Genomic DNA, 20,309 nt, shown 5'->3' on the forward strand with positions numbered 1-20,309 from the left:
GCACTGAAGCCCGTCCTACCGGGAGGCTCGGCCTTCGAGCAGCTCGCCCAGCAGCACCTGGCCTTCGGGCCAGGTGCCCAGCCGCGCCGCGCTGCCCAGGTGGTCCTTCGCGCCCACGTTCACGAGGCGCGAGCCCCAGTCCCTGGCCAGCCCGGTGACGCGCTCCATCGTGATGTATGCGTCGTTGGTGCTGGCCACGACCACCGAGGGAAATGGCAGCGGCTGGCGGGGCATGGGCGCGAAGCCCGACGTCCCCGCGGGAAAGTCAGGCGCCTCGACATCACTGGGCGCGACGAGCAGGGCGCCCTTCACGTTGCGCACCCGGGCCTGCTTCGATGCGGCCCAGTGCGCCACCAGGATGCACGCCAGGCTGTGCGCGACGAGCACCACCGGCTGGCCCGCCCCCACAATGGCCCTGTCGAGCGTGGCGACCCAGTCCTCCCTGCGCGGCGTGTTCCACTCCGCCTGCTCGATGCGCCGGCAGTCCGTCCGCTCCCGCTCCCAGAACGTCTGCCAGTGCTCCGGGCCCGAGTTGTAGAGGCCCGGAAGGAGGAACACGGTGGGAGCAGGAGCAGTGGACATGGTGCCCCCGGGCGTACCCGGCTCACTTCGGCGGGTCAAGCCGGTGGGAGTCGCGCGGCCTCGGGCTCGCTACCCACTTCCGTCACCGGGGGCGCCGCCTTCCTGCTCCGGCACCGGACCTCGGCGGCCCGTGTCCTCGCGGCCTCCTCGTGCCGTCCGGCCGCCTCCAGGATGGCCGCCGCGCGCGCATGGTGGTCCGCGGCCTGCTCCAGCAGTCGAAGCTCCTCGTCCGCCTGCGCCGCCGCGAACAGGTGGGGCAGGGCGCGCGCCTCCTGCCCCGCTTCCAGCCAGTGGTGGGCCAGCAGGTTGGCCGGCGTGCCCTCCCGCTCGAGCACGGCCGCGAGCCGGCCGTGAAGGAACCGGCCCACCGCCTTGCCGATGGTCGCCTGCACCGTCTCCAGCACCAGGTCATGGCTGAAGCGCTCGCCCACCAGGAGCTGCGTGGCCTCCAGCTCGGAGAGCGCTGCATGACTCGACGCCGCGCTCACCTCCAGCGCCTCGGGGATGTGCGCGGCCCGGAAGTTCGAACCCGCACATGCGGCGAGCTGGGCGACCTGCAGCGCCAGCACCGACAGCCGCTCCAGCCGGCGCTGGATGAGCGGACCCACCCGTCCCGGAGGCGGCAGCCGGTGCGGCCAGTCCTTGTGGAGCGAGTCCGTCTCGAGGAGGTGCTTGAGTGTCTCGACGATGTAGAGGGGGTTGCCTCCCGTGTATCGGGTCAGCGCTTCCGTGTGGGCCTCGGCCCCGGGCAGCTCCAGGCTCCCCAGCAGCTGGCGCACGCCGTCGATGGAGAGCGGGCTCAGGTCGATGACGCGTGCCACTCCCACGTCCACGAGCTTGCGCACGTTGGCCTCCGAATAGGCGGGCAGCTCGTCCCGGCGGTAGCAGTCGATGAAGCAGGGCAGCCGATGGATGGGCACCCTGCGGTCCCGGTACTGCGTGAAGGCATACATGAACAGCCGTGCACTGGCATTGTCCCAGTACTGCACGTCATCCACGACGACGACCTGCTCGCCTTCGAGCAACAGGAGCAGCGCTTCCGCGTGAGCCTCGAAGAAGCGCAGCTCGTCGGCCTCGGACACGAGTGGGGGAGTGGGCCGTGAGTCGCCGAGCTCGGGAACGAAGCGCGATAGCTCCGCGCGCAGGCGGTCCGGCAGCGTCACGTCGGGCCGTCGTGCCAGCTGTATCCGGAACGCCCGCGCCTGGGAGGCGAAGGGGACGTCCTGGTCGCCAGGCCGAGCCTCGCTGCGCGTCCACCGGCCCTGCGCGGCCGCGAACTCCTCGGCGAGGCGCGACTTGCCAGTGCCAGGCTCGCCGGTGATGAAGAGCATCTGTCCCGCGTCGAAGCCTTCCTGGAGCTCCCTCCAGGCGGATTCCCGTCCCGCGAGCAGCGGCGGACGGAGGACTGTCAGGGGCAGCGCCGGACGGGAGACGGGGGCGGGGCGGGCCACCTGCGAGCCCTTCTCGATCTGCCGGACCAGCGAGAGGGTGTCTGGCATCGGGCTGACACCCAGGTCGTGGGACAGCGTCGCGCGCAGCCGCTCGAAGGCGGAGAGGGCCGCGCCGCGGTCTCCCCGGAGGTAGTGCAGGCGGATGAGATGGCGGCCGGCCTGCTCGGACTCGGGTTCCTGCTGCACCCAGTCCTGGGCCAGGGCGAGCGCGGGTGCCCAGGCATGGTCCGCCACATGCCGTTGGATCTCCGCCTCACGCGCGTTGCGGACCCAGCCCTCCACGGCGGCGCGGGCACCGTCCAGCCAGCGCGCCAGCTCCTCGCATTCATCGAAGTGGAAGCCGGACAGCAGCGCCCCGCCACTCCCCCCGGACCGCAGGAGGTCGAGGATGCCGTCGTAGGAATGCGTCCCCGCGGCGGCTCGCAGGCTCGCGACGTCCAGTTGCAACATGGGCGCCAGGGCCAGCCGCTCGGAGTCCGCTTCCACCAGCTCCACGCCGCCACAGAGCAGGCGCAGGCGGCGCAGGAGCTGGCGCATGTTGTTGCGCACGGTGACGGGGGGCGAATCCGGCCACAGCAGGCTGGCGATGGACGACTTGGAGGAGGGACCTTCCAGGCCCAGGTAGGCCAGCAGTGCCGCGGCCCGTCGCTCCAATCTGAGTTGCTGCCCCTCGGGCCCCTCCAACCGGGGAAGACCCAGGACTCTCGCGCTCCACGGTGGCCGGCTCAACGAACACTCCTTGGACTGGATGTGGTTCCGCACCGGCCCGTGCGAGCCTCCCTGAAACGACGGGGAGGACTTCACATACTGGTGTCCCCCCAGCTCGATTGCCAGTGTCTCGCCGTTACGCTTCGGTGGGCTTCATGGGCCGCCGGCACGGGGAGGCCCGAGGGTTGGCATCCCGGAGAGGGGACGGGTACAACGCAGGCATCTCTCGCGGTGGCGCCCAGGAGCGCAGGCCGCGGGGATGCCTCCGTCGAGGCCCACTCGTCTCCTGCTGCATCCGCGCGCCGATGATTGCCAACCTCCACAACGCCGACATTCCCAAGCCCGTGCTCGACGTCATCGGCCGGCTGCGCGAGCTGGGCCATGCCGTGTACCTCGTGGGAGGCTGCGTCCGGGACATGGTGCACAACGTGGCCCCGAAGGACTTCGACGTGGCCACCAGCGCGCTTCCTGAAGAGGTCCAGCGCGCCTTCCGCAAGGTCATCCCCACCGGCATCCAGCACGGCACCGTCACCGTCGTGCAGGGCGGCACCCACGTGGAGGTGACGACGTTCCGCTCCGAGGGCGACTACCACGACGGCCGCAGGCCCAGCTCCGTCGCCTTCGAGCGTGACATCGTCAAGGACCTGTCCCGGCGCGACTTCACCATGAACGCCATGGCGTACAACCCCGTGGACCGGGAGCTGGTGGACCCGTTCGGCGGTCAGACGGACCTCCAGGCCCAGCTCATCCGCTGCGTGGGCTCGGCCCAGGAGCGCTTCTCCGAGGATGGCCTGCGCTCGCTCCGGGCGGTGCGCTTCGCCGCGGTGCTCGGCTTCTCACTGGACCCGGACACCCGGGCGGCCATTCCCGCCACGCTCTCCGTCTTCCGGAAGGTCGCCTTCGAGCGCATCCACGACGAGCTGGTGAAGCTGCTGCTGACCCCCCGTGCCGAGCTGGGACTGGAGCTGCTCGCGGACACGGGCCTGTTGGACGTCTTCCTTCCCGAGCTGGCGCGTGCGACGCCCGAGGCCGCGCGCCTGGCTCGCGCCGCCGTGCAGGCCGCGCCCGTGGAGCTCGAGGTCCGGCTCGCGGCGCTGCTCTCTGACCTGGTGGACCGCACGCAGGCCCGAGACATCTGCCTGCGCATGAAGTTCCCGAATAAAGTCGCCGACCTCGTCGCGCTCCTCGTGGAGCAGGCGAAGCTGGAGACGCGGGTGGGGGAGCCGGACGCCGCGCTCCGCCGGCTCCTGGCCCGTGTGGGGTGGGTCCAGCTGCCACAGCTGATTGCCGTGGCCCGCGCCCGGGTCCAGGCGCGAGAGCCCCAGCGGCGGTCCGAGGTCGAGGCCCTCTTCACCCGGCTGGAGTCACTCGCCGCCGCGAAGCCGCCGCTGACTCCCAAGGAGCTGGCGCTCACCGGCGCCGACATCATGGCCACCCTGGGGGTGGGGCCCTCGCCCATCATCGGCGAGGCCACCCGGTTCCTCATGGAGTCCGTGCTCGATGACCCGTCCCTCAACTCGGCCGACACCTTGAAGCGCGTGCTGAAGGAGTGGCACGCCCGGACCGCGCGCTGAGGCGCTGAGGCCCAGTCCGTCCTGGTAGGACAGGGGGCAGCCCTCCGGCCGGGCGCCTTCCCGGGCGGTCCGGGCCCGCCGCCGGCCGGTGCGCATGTCGGGAAAGGAGCCGCCCGGGCGTCCTCTCGCGTGCGCCCGGACGCGGGGGCGTGTAGGAAGGAGCACCATGCGAGTCGTCGTAGCCATGAGCGGCGGGGTGGATTCCTCGGCCGCCGCCGCCCTGCTCAAGGAGCAGGGCCACGAGGTCATCGGCATCACCCTGCGCGTCTGGTCCTACGAGGGCAAGGCGAAGTGTGGGAGCTGCTGCAGCCCGGACGATATCGATGACGCGCGGGCCGTGGCCCAGTCGCTGGGGATTCCCTTCTACGTCGCCAACGCCGAGGAGATCTTCCAGGACCGGGTCATCAACCCGTTCGTCCAGTCCTACCTCGGCGGTCGCACGCCCATCCCCTGCGTCGCCTGCAACCGCGACGTGAAGTTCAACTTCCTGCTCAAGCGCGCCCGTGCGCTCGGGGCCCGCCTGGCCACCGGCCACTACGCCCGCGTGGAGGAGGTGGACGGCCGCTACGCCCTGCGCCGCGCCGTGGATACGGCGAAGGACCAGAGCTACTTCCTCTTCACGCTCGGCCAGGACGAGCTGCGCGACATCCTCTTCCCCGTGGGCCACCTGACGAAGGCCGAGGTCCGCGCCGTCGCCGAGCGCCATGGCCTGGTCACCAGCCACAAGCCGGAGAGCATGGAGATCTGCTTCGTGCCCGACGGCGACTATGCCGGCTTCGTGGAGAAGGTCGCCGGGCCGCAGCCCGCGGGCGAGATTGTCGACACCGAGGGACAGGTGCTCGGCAAGCACCAGGGCATCCACCGCTACACCGTGGGGCAGCGCAAGGGCCTCAACCTGGGCGGAGGCGAGGTGCGCTACGTCCAGCGCCTGGAGCCGGAGACCCACCGCGTCGTCGTGGGCCCCGCCGAGGGCACGGGCCGCGACGCCTTCGGCCTCCTCCAGCCGCACTGGGTGGACACTCCGCCCCCGCCCGGGAAGGCCGTGGAGGTCCGCATCCGCCACCGCCACGCGGGGGCGCCGGGGCGCGTGCAGATCTCCCCGCACGGCCTCGTCTCCGTGAAGCTGGACGCGCCCGCGCGCGCGGTGACTCCAGGACAGGCCGCGGTGGTCTACGATCAGGACCGCGTGCTCGGAGGCGGTTGGATCGTCTGACGCGGGCCGCGAGGAGGGAGCCGCACATGGCGCAGCGCTGGATGGGAGGTCTGCTCGTGGCCGCCGTGGCGGGGCTCGCCGCTGGCTGCAAGGAGCGCTCGGACAAGCCCATCGCCGGGCTGCTGGCGGCGGGCGCTCCCGTGATGCGGCTGGAGGGCAAGGGCTATCGCCCCATCGCCGTCGGCTCGCAGCTCCTCCCGGATGCGCAGCTGTCCGCCACCGGGCCCGCCGTGCTGGAGTACTTCGGCGGCGGCCTGCGCTTCCTGGAGAAGGGTGACACGCTGGAGGTGGGCGACGCGGACGAGGCGAAGCTGCACGGCGTCAACCTGCCTTCCCTCCGCTGGGAGGAGGGGCAACTCCAGGAGGCGCCCCGCGCCCTGCGGCTGGTCGCCGCGCGCTACACCAACGTCCAGGTGACACCCGCATCGGCATTGCAACAGGACGGGGAGTACAGCTCGTCCCAGTACTTCGTGGCCTTCTTCACGCCCAACGGCCTGCAGAAGCTGGGCTCCGGGCCCAGGGCAGAGGGGCCGAACCGGCCGCTGCCACCGCCGCCGCTGCGCCCGCGGGTGCCCTTCATCCACGCCGGGGACCTGGGGGAGGGGGGCCTGGTGGCCACCGTGGACGACGGCTTCGTGGTGGCCGAGACGGACGACCTGGCCACCGCCGTGCTGCTGGAGGACCGGGAGGTGCCGCTGGGACGCACTGTGCGTCTGTTGGTGCCGGACGGCGCCGAGGTGGTGCTGCGGTCCGCCGACGGCCGGGAGACCGAGGTGGAAGGCCCCGCCGACGTCCGCCTGCGCTGAGACGTGGGAGAGGGTGGTTTGTCCTGGCGGCCCCGCCTTCTGTAGAGTCCCCCGTTCCCCCTGGGAGCTTGGGAGGTGTGCGATGACGAGGAGTGAGCTCATCGAGCGCATCGTGGCGCGTGCCCCGCACGTCCCCCGGCGTGAGGTGGAGGCCATCGTCCACGCCGTCTTCGAGTCCATGTGCCAGGCGCTGGTCGCAGGCAAGCGCATCGAGCTGCGGGGCTTCGGCGTCTTCTCCATCCGGACGCGCCGCGCGCGCACCGGCCGCAACCCGAAGACGGGCCAGAGCGTCGCCGTGCCGGAGCGCCGGACGCTGTCCTTCGCCGCAGGCAAGGAGCTGCGCGAGCGCCTCAACGCGCCGCCGGCCGCCGCGGCCGCGCCCGTCCCCGGGCCGCTCGGACCCCCCGCCGAGCCCGCACCGGCCTTGAGTCCGCCCCCCCTCGCCGCGGCGTCCGCCTTCGCCACGCCCGCGACGGGTTGACAGGGCCAGGAGGTTCCGCTTCCGTGAATTTGACCCGCCCAGGGGTGGGGCGTACCTTGCCCTCCATGCCGACGCTACAGGCCGCAACACGGATTCGTGTTGCCCGCTGCGTCCGCGCCCGAGGATTGCCAAGCCATGCGTGACGCCCACCGGATGAAGGAGAAGTTCGACGTCTCCCTGGACAACCGGCAGATCGTCAGCCTGCTCATCGCCGGCATCGTGGTGATGGGGGCCGTCTTCGTGCTGGGCGTCGTCGTCGGGAAGAAGCTGGCCGGCAACGTCCAGACGGCCAACTCCCCGGACCTGCTCTCCGCGCTGGACGCCAACGCCCAGGCGCTCCAGGACGTGCAGCGCGACTCGCCGCTCACCTTCCAGGACGAGCTGACGCGCAAGGCCGCCGCCGAGCCCCTCAACCCGCCCGTCCCCAAGGCCACCGCGAAGGCGCCTACCCCGGCGCCGGTGCCCGCGAAGCCGGCGGCGCCCGCGCCTGAGTCGGCCACCGCCCAGCGTCCCACGGCGCCCGCGCCCACGCCGGACCCGGACACGGGGGAGCTGCCCCCGGAGGAGCCCGAGGAGGATGTGGCCGAGAAGGTCGTCGCCGCCGAGGCACCGACTCCGCCCGCTCCGGCCGCGAAGCCCGCCGCCGCTCCTGCTCCGACGCCCGCGGCGCCGGTGGCCGTGGCCGCGAAGGCCGTCCCGGTGTCCGGCAAGGTGGAGGTGGCACCCGTCCCCACGCGCACCACCAACAAGGAGGGTGGGGGACTGAAGGAGGCGATTGCCCGCGCCGCCCAGCCGCCTGCCCAGGCCGTGAAGGGCGGGGCCTTCACCCTGCAGCTCTCCGCCTTCCAGGACCGGCAGGAGGCCGACCGCTTCGCCGCCCGGTTGCGCGACAGGGGCTATGCCCCCTATATCCTGACCGCCGAGGTGCCCGGAAAGGGCACGTGGTATCGCGTCCGCATGGGCAGCTTCGCCTCCAAGGATGCGGCCAGCCGGTATCTGTCAGACTTCAAGCGTGAGACCCAGCTCGACGCCTTCGTGGCCGGCACGAACTAGAGCGGGGCGAGGAAGACGGTAAGCATCATGACGACGACGAAGCGGGTGGAGAAGCCCTGGGGCCACGAACTCATCTGGGCTCACACCGAACGCTACGTGGGCAAGCTCCTGCACGTGAAGCAGGGCCACAAGCTCAGCCTGCAGTTCCACAACCGCAAGGATGAGACCATCCACGTCCAGAGCGGCAAGCTGCTCTTCGTCGTCGACGAGGGTCAGGGGCTCATCGAGAAGGAGATGAACCCCGGTGAGAGCTACCACATCAAGCCGCTCACCAAGCACCGCATGGTGGCGCTGACCGACTGCGACATCCTCGAGGTCAGCACCCCGGAGCTGGACGACGTGGTGCGGCTCGAGGACGCGTACGGCCGCACCGGCACCAGCAAGCCGTAGTCGCCCGGACCTCCCGCGAAGCGCCAGCGCGGACCGCCGTGCCTACTCGGCGGCCGCGTTGTTCGGATTGCGGGTCCACTTGTCCACGGTGCCGTCCCCGTCCAGGTCCTCGCCGATGCGGTCCACCTGTCCGCCTTCCCAGTACTCCCAGTAGTCCACCTTCCCGTCGGCGTTGGTGTCGCGCTCCTTGCGCACCAGCGCGCCGCGCTCGTAGTAGATGAAGCTGTCCGCGCGGCCGTCGCCGTTGACGTCCCGCTCGCGGCGCGTGTTGACGCCCTTCTCGAAGAAGTAGGTGGCGTCCACCTTGCCGTCGTAGTCCAGGTCCAGCGTCTCGCGCACCTGCGCCCCGGTGGCGTCGAAGTAGCGCGTGAGGTCCACGCGGCCGTCCCAGTTGAGGTCCAGCTCCTGGCGGACCTTCCGGTCTCCCACGGTGTACGTCCAGACGTCCGGATTGCCGTCGCCGTTGACGTCCTGCTCCGTCACCTTCTCGTCGGCCGAGCGCTCCGGCTGGATGGCCTCCGCCCGCGCCCGGACCCGGTCCGCGGCGCTCTCCGGCGCCTCCCCGCGCTCCGCCGATTTGCCGCCCGAGCAGCCCGCCAGCGCTCCCGTGGCCAGGAAACCCAATAAAAACAGCCGTTTGTTCAGGGACATGCAGGGCTTCCGGAGGGGCGGGGCGCCTTGCCCGCGCCGCGTGAACGAGATGCTTTCGCGCGCCACGTCACTTCATATATTTTCACATATCGCCATGGCCCGAAAGAAGATCAGCACCACCATCTACATCACTCCGGAGCAGAACGAGCTCCTCAAGGCGCTGAACCAGAAGACGAAGGTGCCCGTGGCCGAGTACATCCGCCAGGGCATCGATCTGGTGCTGGAGAAGTACAAGGCTCAGCTCCCGGGTCAGGTGACCTTCGACGAGCTGTGAGAGAGAGGCGTGACGTGAAGAGCATGCGTGGCAAGCGGGTCGTGGTGCTCGGCGGGGCGGGCTTCGTGGGGTCGCACCTGTGCGAGCGGCTGCTGGATGATGGCGCGGCGTCGGTGGTAGCGGTGGACAACCTCATCACGGGCAACGAGGAGAACCTGCGCACGCTCACCGGGCGCCCTGGCTTCGAGTTCATCAAGGCGGACATCGTCGAGGGCATCCCCGTGAAGGGCCCCTGCGACTATGTGTTCAACATGGCGTCGCCCGCGTCTCCCATCGACTACGCGGAGCTCCCGCTGGAGACGCTGCGCGTGGGCTCCATCGGCACGGAGAACGGGCTGAAGTTGGCGGAAGCGAACAAGGCCGTGTTCCTCATGGCCTCCACCTCCGAGGTGTACGGCGACCCGCTCGTCCACCCGCAGCGCGAGGACTACTGGGGCAATGTGAACCCCATCGGCCCGCGCTCGGTGTACGACGAGGCCAAGCGCTACGCGGAGGCGATCACGGCGGCCTACGGGCGCAGCCGGGGCGTGCAGGTGCGCATCGTCCGCATCTTCAACACCTACGGCCCGCGCATGCGCCTGAAGGACGGCCGCGTGGTGCCGGCCTTCGTGGGCCAGGCGCTCAAGGGCGAGGACTTCACCGTCTTCGGTGACGGCAGCCAGACGCGCTCGTTCTGCTACGTGAAGGACCTGGTGGACGGCCTGGTGCGGCTGATGCTGTCGGACGAGCCCAACCCGGTGAACATCGGCAACCCGCGGGAGATGACCATCCGCCAGTTCGCGGAGGCCGTGCGCGCGGCGGCCGGCGGGGGCGGGAAGATCATCGAGAAGCCGCTTCCCAAGGACGACCCCAAGCAGCGTCAGCCGGACATCACCCGCGCCCGGACGCTTCTGGGCTGGGAGCCGAAGGTGTCCCTGGAAGAGGGTCTGAAGGAGACCATTGCCTGGTTCCGGGAGGTTGCCGGTCGCAAGCCCACGGCATAGCTTGGCGGCGGCTGGAAAATCGATCAGCTGTAGACATTGTGGCCACATGGTCGGGTGGCGGGAGGAAGCGTGAAAGTCCTGGTGACGGGTGGCGCGGGCTTCATCGGCTCGCATGTGTGCGACGAGTTCCTGCGAAGCGGGCACGAGGTCATCGCCCTGGACGACCTGTCCGGCGGCAAGCGGGAGAACCTGGACCCGCGCGTCCGCCTGGCAGTGCACGACATCCGGAGCCGGGAGGCCGCGGAGCTCATCAAGTCCGAGAAGCCGCAGGTGCTCTGTCACCTGGCGGCGCAGATGGACGTGCGCCGCAGCGTGGATGACCCGGGGTTCGACGCGGACGTGAACATCCGCGGCATGCTCAACCTCCTGGAGGCCGCGCGTGTCTCCGGGGTGAAGAAGGTCATCTTCAGCTCCACCGGCGGCGCCATCTACGGCGAGCAGGACGTGTTTCCCGCGCCCGAGTCGCACCCGACGCGGCCGGTGTCCCCGTACGGCGTGTCCAAGGCGGCCGGCGAGCTGTACCTGGGCTACTACCGGGCCCAGTACGGCCTGCCGTACGTGGCCCTGCGGTACGCCAACGTGTACGGCCCCCGGCAGAACCCGCATGGCGAGGCTGGCGTGGTGGCCATCTTCAGCCAGCGGCTGATCGCCGGTCAGGGCTGCACCATCTTCGGCGAGGGCAAGCAGACGCGTGACTTCGTCTACGGCCCGGACGTGGCCCGCGCCAACCGGCTCGCCTTCGAGAAGGACTACGTGGGCGCCATCAACATCGGCACCGGCGTGGAGACGGACATCAACCGCCTGTACGCGCTGCTGGCCGAGGCCGCCGGCTCCACCGCCGCCGTCACCCACGCGCCGGGCAAGCCGGGCGAGCAGCTGCGCTCCTGCATCGACAACGCCCTGGCGAAGAAGGTGCTCGGGTGGGAGCCCACCGCGGACATCCGCGAGGGCCTGCGCCGCACCGTGGCCTTCTTCCGCGAGAAGGCCAACGCGCCGGCCCGCGCCCACGGCTGAGCGTCAGGGCGGGGTGGAGGCAGCGGTCTCCACCCCCTGTGCGGAGCCGGGCGTTGGAGCAGCTGTCCTGGCCGGAGCCGGGGCGTTCGGGGAGTCAGGGGCGCGGTCCGGGAGGGGGAGCCCCCTGCCGGGCGCTGGTGGCGGCTGGGGAACAAACGGGCTCCCCTGGCGGGTTGCTCGTCGTGCGGGCGCATGTGCGTGGATTTTCGCGCGGTTCCCTGTTAGTCACGCCCGCTTCTCCCGACGAGCGCCCTGAACATGCCGGCTGAAAACGCGCACATCCGCAACTTCTGCATCATCGCCCATATCGACCATGGAAAGTCGACGCTGGCCGACCGCCTCCTCGACAAGACGGGGACGCTGAGCAAGCGCGAGGCGCAGGCCCAGTTCCTCGACAACATGGACATCGAGCGCGAACGGGGCATCACCATCAAGGCCCAGTCCGTGCGGATGAACTACACCGCGAAGGACGGCCAGCAGTACGTCCTCAACCTCATCGACACGCCGGGACACGTGGACTTCGCCTACGAGGTGAGCCGCAGCCTGGCCGCGTGCGAGGGCGCGCTGCTCGTGGTGGACGCGTCCCAGGGCGTGGAGGCCCAGACACTGGCCAACGTCTACATGGCGTTGGACCATGACCTGGAGATCATCCCGGTCATCAACAAGATCGACCTGCCCAGCGCGGACGTGGAGCGCACCCGGGCGGAGATTGAAGACGTCATCGGCATCGACGCCTCCATCGCCGTGCCCGCCTCCGCGAAGGAGGGCATCGGCATCCACGACATCCTCGAGTCCGTGGTGGCGCGCGTGCCGCCCCCGAGCGGCTCGCCGGACGCGCCCCTCAAGGCCCTCATCTTCGACTCCTGGTACGACAACTACCGGGGCGTGGTGACGCTGGTGCGCGTGCTGGAAGGCACCCTCAAGCTCAAGCAGAAGATCAAGCTGTTCAGCAACAACAAGGTCTTCGAGGTGCAGGAGCTGGGCGTGTTCAGCCCCTTCTCCCGCCCGGTGCAGCAGCTGATGGCCGGCGAGGTGGGCGTGCTCGTCGCCAACGTGAAGGAGCTGCAGGACGCCAAGGTGGGCGACACCGTCACCGAGGAGGCCCGCCCCACGGACGCGCCGTTCCCGGGCTTCAAGGAAGTGAAGCCCATGGTGTTCTCCGGCATCTTCCCGGTGGACTCCGCCGAGTACGAGAACCTGCGCGACGCGCTGGCCAAGCTGACGCTCAACGACTCCGCCTTCACGTACGAGCCCGAGTCCTCCACCGCGCTGGGCTTCGGCTTCCGCTGCGGCTACCTGGGCCTGCTCCACATGGAGATCGTCCAGGAGCGCCTGGAGCGCGAGTACAACCTCAACCTCATCACCACCGCGCCCAGCGTGGTGTACCGCATCACCACCAGCAAGGGTGACGTGATGCTGGTGGACAACCCGGCCAAGCTGCCGCCGACGCAGAACATCGAGAAGTTCGAGGAGCCCCTCCTCACCTGCCACATCCACGTCCCCAACGACCACCTGGGCGCCATCCTCAAGCTGTGCCAGGACCGGCGCGGGGTGCAGAAGGACATCAAGTACCTGGGCAGCAGCGGCCAGCGCGTGCAGGTGACGTACTCGATGCCGCTCGCCGAGGTGGTGTTCGACTTCTTCGACAAGCTCAAGAGCGTGTCGCGCGGGTACGCGAGCCTGGACTACGAGCTGTCCGGGTACACGGAGTCCGACCTGGCCCGCCTGGACATCCTCATCAACGGGGACCCGGTGGACGCGCTGAGCGTCATCGTGCACCGCGAGCGCGCCTACCTGCGGGGCCGCGAGGTGTGCCAGAAGCTGAAGGAGGTCATCCCGAAGCAGATGTACGAGGTGGCCATCCAGGCGGCGATTGGCGGGAAGATCATCTCGCGAGAGACCATCTCCGCCATGCGCAAGAACGTGCTCGCCAAGTGCTACGGTGGTGACATCAGCCGCAAGCGCAAGCTCCTGGAGAAGCAGAAGGAGGGCAAGAAGCGCATGAAGCAGGTGGGCACGGTGGAGATCCCGCAGGAAGCCTTCCTCGCGGTCCTCAAGTCGGAGCAGTAGGCCATGAACGCGGTCAGCCCTTCAGCCACCCCTCCCGTGAAGCTCGCCGCGGCGATGGCCGCCCGCCGTACGCCGGAGCAGCTGCGCGCCCGGCGTCTGCTGGTGTGGCGGGAGCTGCTCACCAGCCTGTGGGCCCCGCTGTGCATCATCGGCCTGGCCTTCGTGCCCTACACCGTCCTCATCGAGTTCGCGCCCGCGGCGGCCGCCTGGGCCCAGCCGGCCATGAAGGGGCTGGGGCTGCTGATGGTGGCCTACTTCGTGGCGCTGCTCGTCTGGCGCAACGCCTCTCCGAAGGAGAAGGCGCTGCGGGCGCTGCGCCACGAGGCGAACGAGCTCCTGTCGGAGAACGAGCGCATCCTCCAGAAGCCGCAGGTGCGGGCGAAGCTGGGCGACCCCGTCCCCGAGCGCATCGCCGAGCAGGCGCTGCGCGTGGAGTCCGCGTCCGTGGAGGGCAACGCGGAGCGGCTGCGCGAGGAGCTGAAGGGGCTGGAGGCGCTGACGGCGCAGCACCTGGGGCCGTTCCGCAAGCAGTCCGCCGCGGACTTCATCGGCGGGTTCGGCAAGGCGCTGCTCATCGCCCTGGTCATCCGCACCTTCATCGTGGAGCCGTACCGGATTCCGTCCGGCTCCATGCTGCCCACGCTGGAGATTGGCGACCAGGTCTTCGTCAACAAGTTCATCTACGGCGTGCGCGTCCCCTGGGCCAACGTGGTGCCGTTCGTCATCGTCCGGCCGCCGGCGCGCGGGGACGTCATCGTCTTCAACAACCCGGTGGACGAGTCCAAGGACTACATCAAGCGCGTGGTGGGCGTGCCCGGCGACAAGGTGGAGATCTTCGAGGGCGTGGTCCACATCAACGGCAAGCCGCAGAAGCGCGACCTCGTCGCCGCCGACTTCACCGTCCACAACATCACCGACGACGGGCGCTGGTATGACCAGCAGGAAGCGCGCTTCGACGAGGACCTGGACGGGGTGAAGCACGCGGCGCTGCAGACGCTGTCGCGCATGCCCCAGCACGAGGGCCCCTACGAGGTGCCGGCGGACCACGTCTTCGTCATGGGCGACAACCGCGACAACAGCGCGGACAGCCGCCACGGCCTGGGCTACGGCTATGGCAAGGCGGAGTACGTGCCCTACGGCCACATCAAGGGAAAGGCCATGGTGGTGTGGCTGTCACTGGGCTACCAGGGCCTGCTGCACGGCCTGTTCGGCGGCACCGGCCTGCGGGTGGACCGCTTCTTCGAGCCGGTCCGCTGACGCACCCCCCGGGAAGCGGCCCGCCTGCGTGGCCGCTGAAGCACATCCGGGGTCCGGCCGGCCTGCCAGTCCACGCACGGTGCTTGACGCGCCGTGCGGCCCGGGGTACGCGGCGCCCCCGGCCATGAGACACCTCCTCGGAATCGAAGGCTGGCGCCGGGACGAGCTGGAGTCACTGCTCGACAGAGCCCAGGCGCACCTCCCCGGCAAGCCGGACACCACCCACGTCCTTCGGGGAAGGGTGGTAGCGAACCTCTTCTTCGAGGACTCCACCCGGACGCGCACCTCGTTCCACATGGCCGCCAAGGGCCTGGGCGCGAGCGTGATGAACTGGACCCAGACGGGCTCCTCCGTGTCCAAGGGCGAGACGCTCCTGGACACCGCGCGCAACATCGAGGCAACGGGCGTGGCGGCCATCGTCATGCGCCACAAGTCCTCCGGCGCCCCGCACCTGGTGGCGAAGCACGTGCGCTGCGCCGTCATCAACGCCGGCGACGGCACCCACGAGCACCCCTCCCAGGCCCTGCTGGACGCCTTCACGCTGCGCCAGCGCTGGGGCTCGCTGGACGGGCGCACGGTGGTCATCGTCGGCGACATCCTGCACAGCCGGGTGGCCCGTTCCAACCTCCTGTGCCTCAAGGCCCTGGGCGCCCGCGTCGTCATGTGCGGCCCGCCCACGCTGATTCCCCCGGGCCTGGAGGCGATGGGCGCGGAGGTGACGCACAACCTGGACGCGGCGCTGCCCGGGGCGGACGCGGTGATGTGCCTGCGCCTGCAGACCGAGCGGCAGAGCGAGAACTTCCTGCCCTCCACCCGCGAGTTCGCCCGGCTGTTCGGCCTCAACGCGGCCCGCGAGGAGCGGATGAAGCCGGAGGCGCTGGTCCTGCACCCCGGCCCCATCAACCGCGGCGTGGAGATTGCCCCGGCGGTGGCGGACGGGGCTCGCAGCGTCATCCTGGAGCAGGTGTCCAACGGCGTGGCCGTGCGGCGGGCCATCCTGGAGGTGTGCGCGTCATGAGCTCCACGGTGCTCTTCCGGAGGGGGCGGGTCATCGACCCGCGCAACGGGGTGGACGGCGTCCGCGACGTGCTGGTGCGCGACGGCAAGGTGGTGGAGGTGTCCGAGGCCCTGCTGCCCGTGCCCTCCAGCGCCGAGGTGGTGGACGCCACCGGCAAGTGGGTGCTGCCGGGCTTCATCGACCTGCACGTGCACCTGCGCGAGCCGGGCGAGGAGGGGAAGGAGACCGTCCTCACCGGCTGCCGCGCCGCGGTGGCCGGCGGCTTCACCGCCGTGGTGGCCATGCCCAACACCAAGGTGGTCAACGACAGCGGCATGGTGACGGAGCTGGTGCTGTCGCGCGCCCGCGCCGCCAACCTCTGCCACGTGTACCCCGCCGGGGCGATTACCAAGGGCCTCAAGGGCGAGGAGCTGGCGGAGATGGGCGAGCTGGTGTCCGCCGGCTGCGTGGCCATCACCGACGACGGCCGCCCGGTGATGAACGCGGCGCTGATGCGCCGGGCGCTCCAGTACTCCACCCAGTTCGACGTCCCCATCATGGTGCACGAGGAGGACCTGACGTTGTCCTCCGGCGGCGCCATGCACGAGGGCCCCACCTCCACGCGCCTGGGGCTGCGCGGCATCCCCGCCTCGGCGGAGGTGGCCATGGTGGCCCGCGATCTGGTGCTGCTGGAGGAGACGCGCGCCCGGCTGCACCTGGCCCACGTGTCCTGCGAGGGCAGCGTGCGCCTCATCCGCGAGGCCAAGCGCCGGGGGCTGCGGGTGACGTCGGAAGTGACGCCGCACCACCTCATCCTGGATGACCGGGCGGTGGGGGACTACGACACCCACGCGAAGATGGCGCCGCCCCTGCGCTCGGACCGGGACGTGGAGGCGCTGCGCGAGGCGGTGGCGGACGGCACGGTGGAGGCCATTGCCACGGACCACGCGCCCCACGGCGTGCTGGACAAGCTGGTGGAGTTCGAGAAGGGCATCAACGGCATCGTCGGGCTGGAGACGGCCCTGGGGCTGACGCTGGAGCTGGTCCACGCGGGCGTGCTGACGGCGAAGCGGGCCGTGGAGCTGCTGACGCACGGGCCGGCCAAGGCGTTCGGCCTGCCGGGCGGTCACCTGGCCCCCGGGGCCCCGGCGGACGTCACGGTGGTGGACCCGCAGGAGGAGTGGACGGTGGACGCCCACCGGTTCTATTCCCGCAGCCGGAATACCCCCTTCCACGGCAGGAAGCAGAAGGGGCGCGTGGTGCAGACGTGGGTCGGTGGCCGCAAGGTGTTCGAGAATGGCCAGGTCGGCCAGAAGGAGTCGCGGTGATGACGAAGCGGGCAGTGCTCGCCCTGGCGGATGGCACCACCTTCGAGGGCCGGGCCTTTGGCGCGGTCGGCGAGACGGTGGGCGAGGTGGTCTTCAACACGTCCATGTTCGGCTACCAGGAGGTCCTGACGGATCCCTCGTACGTCGGGCAGATCGTCACCATGGCGTACCCGGAGATGGGCAACGTCGGAGCCACCCCGCAGGACGAGGAGGGCTCCCGGGTCCACGCGGTGGGCATGGTGGTGCGCGCCCTGACCGAGCAGCCGTCCAACTGGCGCGCCAAGGAGACGCTGGACGCGTACCTCAAGCGCAACGGCGTCGCCGGCATCGAGGGCCTGGACACCCGCCGCCTGGTGCGCCACCTGCGCACCCACGGCGCGCAGATGGGCGTCATCTCCAGCGAGGGCCTGTCCGCCCCGGCCCTGGTGGAGCGCGCCCGCACCGCGCGCGGCATGGAGGGCCTGGACCTGGCCACCGGCGTCTCCACCAAGGAGCCGTACACCTTCACCGAGCCGTCGCCGGACGTGTTCACCGGCGTGGCCGAGCCGCTGGAGAAGACGGGCCACCGCTTCGACGTCGTCGCCTATGACTACGGCCTGAAGAAGTCGATGCTCCACTTCCTGGTGGACGCGGGCTGCCGGGTGACGGTGGTGCCCTCGCACACCACGGCAGACGAGGTGCTGGCGCGCAAGCCGCACGGCGTCTTCCTGGCCAACGGTCCCGGGGACCCGGCGGCGGTGAAGGGCGCGGACCGCACCGTGGCGGCGCTGCTGGGCAAGGTGCCCGTGTTCGGTATCTGCCTGGGCCACCAGATCATGGCCCTGGCCCTGGGCGGCCGGACGTACAAGATGAAGTTCGGCCACCGCGGCGCCAACCAGCCGGTGAAGGACCTGACGACGGGCAAGGTGGAGATCACCGCGCAGAACCACGGCTTCGCCGTGGACGACGCCAGCCTCAAGGGCAAGGCCGTCGTCACCCACATCAACCTCAATGACGGTACGGTGGAGGGCCTGGCCGTCCCGGACGCGCGGGCCTTCAGCGTGCAGTACCACCCCGAGGCCTCGCCGGGCCCGCATGACGCGCGCTATCTCTTCGGCAGGTTCGCGAAGCTGATGGCGGAGTAGGATGGCAGACCGCCCTATGGACTCGCCGCTGTCACCGCTGTCGTACCAGCCGTACCTCGACCAGCTCATCTCCTTTGGCAGCCAGGAGCCCCGCAAGGAGGACCTCCTGCAGGCCAAGGCCGACTACTTCCGCCTGACCGGCGAGGTGTTCGAGGACGACAAGCTCTTCGAGCTGCGGATGGCGTCCTTCCTCGACTACTACCTCTACGACCGCGTCTCGCCGCTCACCGGCAAGACGCCCGCCGCGGAGCTGTACGAGCAGCGCCTGGCCAACGCCCCTCCCGAGGAGGCCAACGCCTTCCGCAGCTTCACGGAGACGGTCCACGGCCTCTTCGAGGTCCGCAAGCTGGGCAAGGGCGAGGTCCGCCTGCGCGAGCTGTACTCTGGCAAGGACTTCGACGTGACGGAGCGCCGTCACATCGCCGGCCTGGAGACCGGGGACATCATCGAGGCCCGCCTCATCCCCTTCGGCGGGCACCTGCTCTTCTCCTCGGCCTTCTGCTACCACCCCCGCGTGGCGGTGAAGCCCATCAAGGCCGAGGTGAAGCGCCGCAAGAAGAAGGAGCCGGAGCGCACCCCCAACGAGCTCGTCTGGGAGTGTGCCCGCCGCGCCCTCAACGTGGAGCGCTACCGCCAGCTCCCCGTGGAGAAGCTCTACGACTTCGAGCAGAAGGTGCTCTGAGCCGTCCTGCGGCTCCGCCGTTGCCCCGGCCCGCGCTGCCTGGCGGGCCCGGGCGGCCGGGCCTTCAGATGCGGTGGATGCTCATGAGGTTGGTGTTGCCCGGCACGTTGAGCGGCACGCCGGCCACCACCACCACGGGCGTGCCCACCTTGCAGATGCCCGCCGTCTGGCAGAGCTTGCGCACCTGCCGGAGCATGGCGTCCGTGTTGTTCACCCGGGCCACCTGGTAGCCCGACACGCCCCAGTAGAGCGCCATCCGGTTCACCGTGTCCGCCTTCGGCGTCAGGGCGACGATGCGGGCATTGGGCCGGAACTCGGAGATGAGGCGCGCGGTGTGGCCGCTCTCCGTGTACGCGACGATGGTGCCGATGTTGAGCTGCGTGGCCGCCGCCACCGCCGCCGCCGCCACGCCGGTGCCCAGGTCCTCCGAGCGCTCGAAGGGGGAGTGGTGCTGGTGCCGCGTCACGCCGCGCTCCGTCTCCTCCACGATGCGCGCCATGGTGGCCGCCGCTTCAATGGGGTGGCGCCCCGCGGCCGTCTCGCCCGACAGCATCACCGCGTCCGCGCCGTCGAGAATCGCGTTGGCCACGTCCGATACCTCGGCGCGCGTGGGGCGCGGGTTGGCCACCATGCTCTCCAGCATCTCCGTGGCGACGATGACCAGGCCGCCCATCCGGTTCACCACGCGCACCATGCGCTTCTGGATGGCCGGGAGCTGCTCCAGCGGCATCTCCACTCCCAGGTCGCCACGCGCCACCATGATGCCATCCGCCGCGTTCGCGATGGACTCCAGGTCGTCCACCGCCTGGGGCTTCTCGATCTTGGCGATGAGGGGCGTCTTGAGCTTCTTCACGTGCTCGCGCGCCTTGTGGATGTCGGCCGCGGAGCGCACGAAGGACAGCGCCACGTAGTCCACGCCCAGCTCCTGGCCGAAGGCCAGGTCCACGATGTCCTTGCGGGTGATGGTGGGCACGGACATGGGCGAGCCCGGCAGGTTCAGCCCCTTCTTGTCCTTCAGCACCCCGCCAATCTCCACCTCGCAGGTGACGTCCTGGCCGTTCACCTTCAGCACCCGCAGGCGCACCCGGCCGTCGTCCAGGAGGATGTCGTGCCCGCGCGACACGTCCTTCACCAGCGACTTGATGGGCGTGGGGATGATGGAGCCCTGGCCCATGACCGCGCGCGTCGTCACCGTCACCTTCTGGCCGGCCTTCACGGTGAGCTGCCCGCCTTCGAACTTGCCCAGGCGGATCTTCGGGCCCTGGACGTCCTGGAGGATGGCCACCGGAGTGCCCAGGCGCTTCGCCAGCTTGCGCAGGGTGTCCACCCGCCTGCGGTGCTCGTCGGGCGTACCGTGGGAGAAGTTGAGCCGCGCCACGTTCATCCCCGCGCGGATGAGGCCCTCGAGGATCTCAGGTGAGTCGGACGCCGGTCCCAGGGTGCAGATGATCTTCGCCTTGCGCATATGCGCGCGCATCCTAGGCGGCTGGGGGCCCGGCTTGACAGCCTCGCGCTCCCAGGACAATCCTTCGCCTCACGCAAGGCGCTCCACCGCACCGGGGCGACCGCGCGACCTTTTTGTCTGAAGGTGTCGTCGCTTCAAAGAGAAAGCCCGGCTTCCCTGGGAGGGGGGGCCGGGCTTTCTTGCGTCTTCTGGCTGGCTGCGGGAGA

Annotated in this window: 19 protein-coding genes; 15 read left to right on the top strand and 4 right to left on the bottom strand. The window is 70.2% G+C overall.

Annotation, left to right across the window (positions count from 1 at the left end):
* Positions 1-15: 15 nt before the first annotated feature.
* Together LXT23_RS31955 and LXT23_RS31960 are read right to left on the bottom strand one after the other, a co-directional pair.
* Positions 16-582 (bottom strand): RBBP9/YdeN family alpha/beta hydrolase, encoded by a 567-nt coding sequence (locus LXT23_RS31955; protein WP_253984158.1) that lies wholly within the window; start codon positions 580-582, stop codon positions 16-18.
* A gap of 35 nt (positions 583-617) precedes the next feature.
* Positions 618-2,687, bottom strand: a complete 2,070-nt coding sequence (locus LXT23_RS31960) for an AAA family ATPase (protein ID WP_253984159.1) — start codon at positions 2,685-2,687, stop codon at positions 618-620.
* Positions 2,688-3,046: 359 nt separating this feature from the next.
* Between LXT23_RS31960 and LXT23_RS31965 the strand changes: the two genes are divergently transcribed.
* The 6 genes from LXT23_RS31965 to LXT23_RS31990 all read left to right on the top strand — a co-directional run bounded on the left by LXT23_RS31965 (position 3,047) and on the right by LXT23_RS31990 (position 8,258).
* The gene (locus tag LXT23_RS31965) at positions 3,047-4,315 is read left to right on the top strand and encodes a CCA tRNA nucleotidyltransferase (protein WP_253984160.1); all 1,269 of its coding nucleotides are present in this window, start codon (positions 3,047-3,049) and stop codon (positions 4,313-4,315) included.
* A gap of 166 nt (positions 4,316-4,481) precedes the next feature.
* Positions 4,482-5,528, top strand: coding sequence for a tRNA 2-thiouridine(34) synthase MnmA (mnmA, locus tag LXT23_RS31970; protein ID WP_253984161.1), 1,047 nt, complete (start codon positions 4,482-4,484; stop codon positions 5,526-5,528).
* 26 nt (positions 5,529-5,554) lie between these two features.
* A complete protein-coding gene (locus LXT23_RS31975) occupies positions 5,555-6,334 on the top strand; it encodes a hypothetical protein (protein ID WP_253984162.1) in 780 nt (259 codons plus the stop codon).
* A gap of 82 nt (positions 6,335-6,416) precedes the next feature.
* Positions 6,417-6,815: an integration host factor subunit beta gene (locus LXT23_RS31980; protein WP_253984163.1), complete on the top strand. Its 399-nt coding sequence runs from the start codon at positions 6,417-6,419 to the stop codon at positions 6,813-6,815.
* A gap of 135 nt (positions 6,816-6,950) precedes the next feature.
* Positions 6,951-7,868, top strand: coding sequence for an SPOR domain-containing protein (locus LXT23_RS31985; RefSeq protein ID WP_253984164.1), 918 nt, complete (start codon positions 6,951-6,953; stop codon positions 7,866-7,868).
* Between the two features lie 27 nt (positions 7,869-7,895).
* On the top strand, positions 7,896-8,258 hold the full coding sequence (locus tag LXT23_RS31990; RefSeq protein WP_253984165.1) for a cupin domain-containing protein: 363 nt from the start codon (positions 7,896-7,898) through the stop codon (positions 8,256-8,258).
* 42 nt (positions 8,259-8,300) lie between these two features.
* On the opposite strand, the gene LXT23_RS31995 is transcribed toward LXT23_RS31990, so the two are convergent.
* Entirely contained in the window at positions 8,301-8,909 is a 609-nt protein-coding gene (locus tag LXT23_RS31995) for a hypothetical protein (protein ID WP_253984166.1), read from the bottom strand.
* 94 nt (positions 8,910-9,003) lie between these two features.
* Between LXT23_RS31995 and LXT23_RS32000 the strand changes: the two genes are divergently transcribed.
* The 9 genes from LXT23_RS32000 to LXT23_RS32040 all read left to right on the top strand — a co-directional run bounded on the left by LXT23_RS32000 (position 9,004) and on the right by LXT23_RS32040 (position 18,638).
* Positions 9,004-9,183 (top strand): ribbon-helix-helix domain-containing protein, encoded by a 180-nt coding sequence (locus LXT23_RS32000; RefSeq protein WP_164020058.1) that lies wholly within the window; start codon positions 9,004-9,006, stop codon positions 9,181-9,183.
* A gap of 23 nt (positions 9,184-9,206) precedes the next feature.
* Positions 9,207-10,166, top strand: a complete 960-nt coding sequence (locus LXT23_RS32005) for a UDP-glucuronic acid decarboxylase family protein (RefSeq protein ID WP_253984330.1) — start codon at positions 9,207-9,209, stop codon at positions 10,164-10,166.
* A 69-nt stretch (positions 10,167-10,235) separates the two neighbouring features.
* A complete protein-coding gene (locus tag LXT23_RS32010; RefSeq protein WP_253984167.1) occupies positions 10,236-11,180 on the top strand; it encodes an NAD-dependent epimerase/dehydratase family protein in 945 nt (314 codons plus the stop codon).
* Positions 11,181-11,438: 258 nt separating this feature from the next.
* Positions 11,439-13,250, top strand: a complete 1,812-nt coding sequence (gene lepA / locus LXT23_RS32015; RefSeq protein WP_253984168.1) for a translation elongation factor 4 — start codon at positions 11,439-11,441, stop codon at positions 13,248-13,250.
* A gap of 3 nt (positions 13,251-13,253) precedes the next feature.
* Entirely contained in the window at positions 13,254-14,507 is a 1,254-nt protein-coding gene (gene lepB / locus LXT23_RS32020) for a signal peptidase I (protein WP_253984169.1), read from the top strand.
* A 124-nt stretch (positions 14,508-14,631) separates the two neighbouring features.
* A complete protein-coding gene (locus tag LXT23_RS32025; RefSeq protein WP_253984170.1) occupies positions 14,632-15,525 on the top strand; it encodes an aspartate carbamoyltransferase catalytic subunit in 894 nt (297 codons plus the stop codon).
* Positions 15,522-16,832 (top strand): dihydroorotase, encoded by a 1,311-nt coding sequence (locus LXT23_RS32030; protein ID WP_253984171.1) that lies wholly within the window; start codon positions 15,522-15,524, stop codon positions 16,830-16,832. Before LXT23_RS32025 ends, LXT23_RS32030 begins: the two co-directional genes overlap by 4 nt.
* Positions 16,832-17,956 carry a glutamine-hydrolyzing carbamoyl-phosphate synthase small subunit gene (gene carA / locus LXT23_RS32035; protein WP_253984172.1) on the top strand — a complete coding sequence of 375 codons (1,125 nt, stop codon included), beginning with the start codon at positions 16,832-16,834 and terminating at the stop codon, positions 17,954-17,956. Before LXT23_RS32030 ends, carA begins: the two co-directional genes overlap by 1 nt.
* A gap of 16 nt (positions 17,957-17,972) precedes the next feature.
* Complete coding sequence (locus LXT23_RS32040) at positions 17,973-18,638, top strand: hypothetical protein (RefSeq protein WP_253984331.1); 666 nt, start codon at positions 17,973-17,975, stop codon at positions 18,636-18,638.
* A gap of 64 nt (positions 18,639-18,702) precedes the next feature.
* On the opposite strand, the gene pyk is transcribed toward LXT23_RS32040, so the two are convergent.
* A complete protein-coding gene (pyk, locus tag LXT23_RS32045; RefSeq protein ID WP_253984173.1) occupies positions 18,703-20,103 on the bottom strand; it encodes a pyruvate kinase in 1,401 nt (466 codons plus the stop codon).
* Positions 20,104-20,309 lie beyond the last annotated feature (206 nt).

This window comes from Pyxidicoccus xibeiensis, assembly GCF_024198175.1.
GTDB lineage: Bacteria > Myxococcota > Myxococcia > Myxococcales > Myxococcaceae > Myxococcus > Myxococcus xibeiensis.

Bases quoted from the DNA above. Each gene is read 5' to 3' on its own strand.
- LXT23_RS31980 (WP_253984163.1), top strand. From the start codon at position 6,417: ATGACGAGGAGTGAGCTCATCGAGCGCATCGTGGCGCGTGCCCCGCAC.
- LXT23_RS32025 (WP_253984170.1), top strand. From the start codon at position 14,632: ATGAGACACCTCCTCGGAATCGAAGGCTGGCGCCGGGACGAGCTGGAG.
- LXT23_RS31995 (WP_253984166.1), bottom strand. From the start codon at position 8,909: ATGTCCCTGAACAAACGGCTGTTTTTATTGGGTTTCCTGGCCACGGGA.
- LXT23_RS31990 (WP_253984165.1), top strand. From the start codon at position 7,896: ATGACGACGACGAAGCGGGTGGAGAAGCCCTGGGGCCACGAACTCATC.
- LXT23_RS32005 (WP_253984330.1), top strand. From the start codon at position 9,207: ATGCGTGGCAAGCGGGTCGTGGTGCTCGGCGGGGCGGGCTTCGTGGGG.
- LXT23_RS32040 (WP_253984331.1), top strand. From the start codon at position 17,973: ATGGACTCGCCGCTGTCACCGCTGTCGTACCAGCCGTACCTCGACCAG.
- carA (WP_253984172.1), top strand. From the start codon at position 16,832: ATGACGAAGCGGGCAGTGCTCGCCCTGGCGGATGGCACCACCTTCGAG.
- LXT23_RS31955 (WP_253984158.1), bottom strand. From the start codon at position 582: ATGTCCACTGCTCCTGCTCCCACCGTGTTCCTCCTTCCGGGCCTCTAC.
- LXT23_RS31985 (WP_253984164.1), top strand. From the start codon at position 6,951: ATGCGTGACGCCCACCGGATGAAGGAGAAGTTCGACGTCTCCCTGGAC.
- LXT23_RS31965 (WP_253984160.1), top strand. From the start codon at position 3,047: ATGATTGCCAACCTCCACAACGCCGACATTCCCAAGCCCGTGCTCGAC.
- lepB (WP_253984169.1), top strand. From the start codon at position 13,254: ATGAACGCGGTCAGCCCTTCAGCCACCCCTCCCGTGAAGCTCGCCGCG.
- pyk (WP_253984173.1), bottom strand. From the start codon at position 20,103: ATGCGCAAGGCGAAGATCATCTGCACCCTGGGACCGGCGTCCGACTCA.
- LXT23_RS32000 (WP_164020058.1), top strand. From the start codon at position 9,004: ATGGCCCGAAAGAAGATCAGCACCACCATCTACATCACTCCGGAGCAG.
- lepA (WP_253984168.1), top strand. From the start codon at position 11,439: ATGCCGGCTGAAAACGCGCACATCCGCAACTTCTGCATCATCGCCCAT.
- LXT23_RS31975 (WP_253984162.1), top strand. From the start codon at position 5,555: ATGGCGCAGCGCTGGATGGGAGGTCTGCTCGTGGCCGCCGTGGCGGGG.
- LXT23_RS32030 (WP_253984171.1), top strand. From the start codon at position 15,522: ATGAGCTCCACGGTGCTCTTCCGGAGGGGGCGGGTCATCGACCCGCGC.
- mnmA (WP_253984161.1), top strand. From the start codon at position 4,482: ATGCGAGTCGTCGTAGCCATGAGCGGCGGGGTGGATTCCTCGGCCGCC.